4 protein-coding genes are annotated in these 4,146 nt (G+C 32.8%); all 4 read right to left on the bottom strand.

The window, feature by feature from the left end; translation table 11 throughout:
• Positions 1-140: 140 nt before the first annotated feature.
• On the bottom strand, positions 141-473 hold the full coding sequence (locus KI356_RS10055; protein ID WP_212935355.1) for a DUF3909 family protein: 333 nt from the start codon (positions 471-473) through the stop codon (positions 141-143).
• Positions 474-478: 5 nt separating this feature from the next.
• Positions 479-1,357: an NAD(P)-dependent oxidoreductase gene (locus KI356_RS10050; RefSeq protein ID WP_212935354.1), complete on the bottom strand. Its 879-nt coding sequence runs from the start codon at positions 1,355-1,357 to the stop codon at positions 479-481.
• A gap of 4 nt (positions 1,358-1,361) precedes the next feature.
• Complete coding sequence (locus KI356_RS10045; protein WP_212935353.1) at positions 1,362-2,492, bottom strand: serine hydrolase domain-containing protein; 1,131 nt, start codon at positions 2,490-2,492, stop codon at positions 1,362-1,364.
• A gap of 91 nt (positions 2,493-2,583) precedes the next feature.
• Complete coding sequence (locus KI356_RS10040) at positions 2,584-3,876, bottom strand: GGDEF domain-containing protein (protein WP_212935352.1); 1,293 nt, start codon at positions 3,874-3,876, stop codon at positions 2,584-2,586.
• Positions 3,877-4,146: the final 270 nt, after the last annotated feature.

Genomic DNA, 4,146 nt, shown 5'->3' with positions numbered 1-4,146 from the left:
AGCCCGACTCCCACCTAACTTCTCTGCTCCAGCTGAATTTTGAGGTGGGAGTTTTACTGCCCGGCAAATAGCGGGATAAATTATCCAACTTAAATATTATGCCTGCCTAAATAAATAAAAAGTCCTCAAATGAGGACTTTTTATTTATTTTCTTCTAGAAATTGAAACAATTCTTGTAAATGTAATGCCTCTTCACTATAGCTAACAGATACATGACATGTACCTTCAATTTCAGCGTGCATATAAAGATCAATTCCATCCCGATCATATTTCAATGCTAAATAAAACTCCATTTCCTCTAACATCTTTTTCGAGGTTCGGATAACATAATGTCCTTTCTCATCTCTTCCATATTCAAAATCTGGTTCAAAATCATATTTTTGTTTAAAAGCTTCTTTTTGCTTATCATTAATCTGTACACAAGTTGCTCGCTGCACAGCATCAATCATCTCGTCAAACTTTTGCAGATTCATCTCATTTACCCCCTTGTATACTTTTTGTATAATACTTGCGTTCCGCTATTCTCTTCTCCATCTGCGATTAACTCTTCATATAATTCCTTTGCCAGGGTTAAACCCGGTACTGGTAATTGTAATTTTTCAGCTTCATCTAAAGCAATTTTCATATCTTTCATAAAATGCTTTACATAAAAACCAGGTTCAAAATCTCCTTTTAACATTCGAGGAGCTAAATTACTTAATGACCAGCTACCTGCTGCACCTGTCGAAATACTCTCTAATACTTTATCTGCATTAAGTCCAGCCTTCTTCGCATACGCTACCGCTTCACATACTCCTATCATGTTAGAAGCAATTGCAATTTGATTGCACATTTTTGTATGTTGCCCACTCCCAGCAGGGCCTTGCAACTGAATATTTGTTCCTAGTCTTTCAAATAGAGGTAAGCAAATATCATATATTCTGTTCTCTCCACCTACCATAATTGCTAGTCTTGCTTCTTTAGCCCCGACATCTCCTCCAGATACAGGTGCATCTAATGTATATATATTCTTGCTTTTCGCAAATTCATTAATACGTTTTGCCAATGTTGGTGTAGATGTTGTAAAGTCAATTGCAATCGTACCTTCATTTGCATGTTCTAAAATTCCATTTATCCCAAAGTACACTTCTTCTACATCGTGAGGATAACCAACCATCGTCATAACAACATCAACTTGCTTTACTAACGCTTTCGGTGTATCACACCAAGTCGCACCCTCTTGTACTAAAGAATCCGCTTTTTCCTTCGTTCTATTATATACATATACTTTATAACCACTTTGCATTAAATGGTTAACCATACTTTTTCCCATCACACCAATACCAATGAAACCTATTGATAAATTTTTATTTTCCATCTTCTCATCCCCTTTGTTCTAATAAATCATTTACCATCTTCCGAAATTCCTTATTAAAATCATCATCCAAACCATTCTTCACATTTGAGAATAAAATAACAAACGTGCCTTTTTCTTTATTGAAATTATTAAACGTATTCCAACCAGATAGTACACCATGGTTATGGAAAAAATCAGGATATATGTAAAAACTAAATGCATATTTTCTCTCTGCAGAAGGTGTAAACATCGCTTGTATACTTTGTTCAGAAAGAAGCTTTCCATTTATAATCGCTTCATCTAATTTTTTCATATCTCCTACTGTCGTATACATCTCACCAGAGCCATATAACCAGTCCATCCCTAATTTTTGCGCTGGTACAAGTTCTTGATCTTTCTTCACATAACCCTTCGTGAAGTTTTTATCTCCAGGCACCATATTTCCCATGCCTGATTCATGCATCTCTGCCTTTGTAAATATATTTTCTTTTATATAATCTCCTAAAGGCTTTTTCGTTATATTTTCTATAATATAAGCGAGTACCATATAATTATAATCTGTATACTTCCAACCTGTTCCTGGTGGGAAGTCCAACTTTTGACTTCCAATCCAATTTATTAAATTTATACGTGAAGCTACATTAACCTTTCCCTTCCCATTTTCAGGTAAACCAGATGTATGCGTTAATAAGTGATATAACGTGATGTTTTTATCTGCTGGAAATGAAGGAATGTATTTATTTACATTATCTTGAATATTTAACTTCCCTTGTTCTTGTAACTGTAAAATGGATGTAGCAACAACTGTTTTCGTAATAGAACCGATACGATATTTTGTTTGAGGCGTATTTTCTATTTTATTTTGAACATCAGCATATCCATATCCTTTATTCAATATAACATGCTCTTTATCTGTCACCAAAACTGTCCCATTAAATTGCTTTCCTACTAAATACTGATCTAACTTTTGAGATATACTAGCATAATCAATTTTTTCTACTTCTTCTATATTATCCTGTACCTCTGACTCAATAGCAGGAGTTACCTTTGTTGTTAATACTGCTTGTTCCTTTGAATCGGGACTATCGAGAAAATAGTATACTCCGCCGCAAACTACAGCAGACAGTGAAGCCATAAGCATTATTTTTTTTATCATATTGTTCCTCCGTAATTACTTCAGTTAAAATACTCCCCCATATTCTATTATCAGCCAATAAAAAAAAATCGCAACAGTTAGTTGCGAAAAATCACATTTTTTCTTTTCTATATATACACACTTGATTTTTCCCATTTTTTTTTGCTTCATATAATGCAATATCTGCTCTTTGCATTAATTCTTCTTTAGTAATTCCTTGCTCATATAACGCAACTCCAAAACTCGCTGTTAATTTCGAAATTCCAGAGAACTGCTTTGTTTCAATAAAAAACCTTAACGATTCCGCAACTTGAAACGCTTCTTTTTCTACCGTATCTGTCACTAATATTATAAATTCTTCTCCTCCCCACCTTGCAAATATATGTTGATGTTCAACTTTAGCTTTCATAAGATCTGCAAGTTGTAGTAATGCTAAATCACCAAAATCATGACCATATGTGTCATTTACTGATTTAAAATTATCTATATCAAACAAAATAAGTGCTATTTTTTCATCATTACGTATTACATTCTCCCACTCTTTCTCCAATACTTGCTGGAATTTCAAACGATTATATATTTCTGTCAATGAATCTATCATAGCCAGTCTTTCTTGCTCTTGATAGATTTCATCTAATTCTGTAATCTCTGTGCATTTTACTATAAATCGCGATAAGTCTTCTGGCAATGGTGTCGCACGTAATAAAAAGGTAGAAGCTTCCCCTTCATAATTGTGCATCTTAATTCTTCTTCCATTTGATAAAGTATCATCCAACCATGTTATATCGTGAGTCGTCGAATAATATCCGGTCTCTCTTATAAGATGTTCTGCAAACACTAAATGTTGTTCGCGATACGTAAATAAATTATCATATCCGAAAAACTCTAAAAAGTTTGTATTACAATCAACAATCTCATCATCTTCTACTATAAATAATAAATCATTTTGAAAATCAAACATCGTTTGAAGTAATTCCTGTTGTAAACTTACTTGTCGCACTAAAGAAAGCTGATATAAACTCTTATTCACTTCCTCTAGTACCACTTGTGGGGTTACTGGTGCTATAACAATATTACGTATTCCTAACATTAGTAAATCTGCAAACTCATTGTTTATCTGTTGATCCCAAATGATAATGAATGTACTCCGTGAATCATATATATTCTTTATATATTTTATTTGAGCAAAATCTGTTACATACATAATTACAATATGCGGTCTAGTTCTATGAAACAATATTTCTCCTTCTTCAAAACTATTTGCTATAAACATACATTTTGGATGGACATTTTCTATCGTTTGTTGATGTGTACATCCATCTTCTATATAAAGGACATTCAACTGAAGATCTTGTAATACATTTTGGAAAACAGTATTCTCTAATAAAAAATGTAGTATGTTCATCACTAGTCTTCACTCACTTCATATATCTTGTTTTACTGAATTCCTCACAATCATTTTATAAAAGATTGTTCTTAAAAAAATCCGATTAGTGAGGGATACATATTAACAAGCTAATTGAGAATGTTATCTTCGCTTATCTACTCTAGAAATTCCTTTTTTAGTGTATGATTATATGAATTGTATCGTTTGTATGAATGCCCTCCTTATCACTTAAAACTTGACAATTAAAATAAAGTTATTATATTCTTAAATTCGACAACTTACAAAATG

The sequence above is a fragment of the Bacillus hominis genome (assembly GCF_018332515.1).
GTDB classification, from domain to species: Bacteria; Bacillota; Bacilli; order Bacillales; family Bacillaceae_G; genus Bacillus_A; species Bacillus_A hominis.
This window is presented reverse-complemented; position numbering and strand designations above follow the sequence as displayed.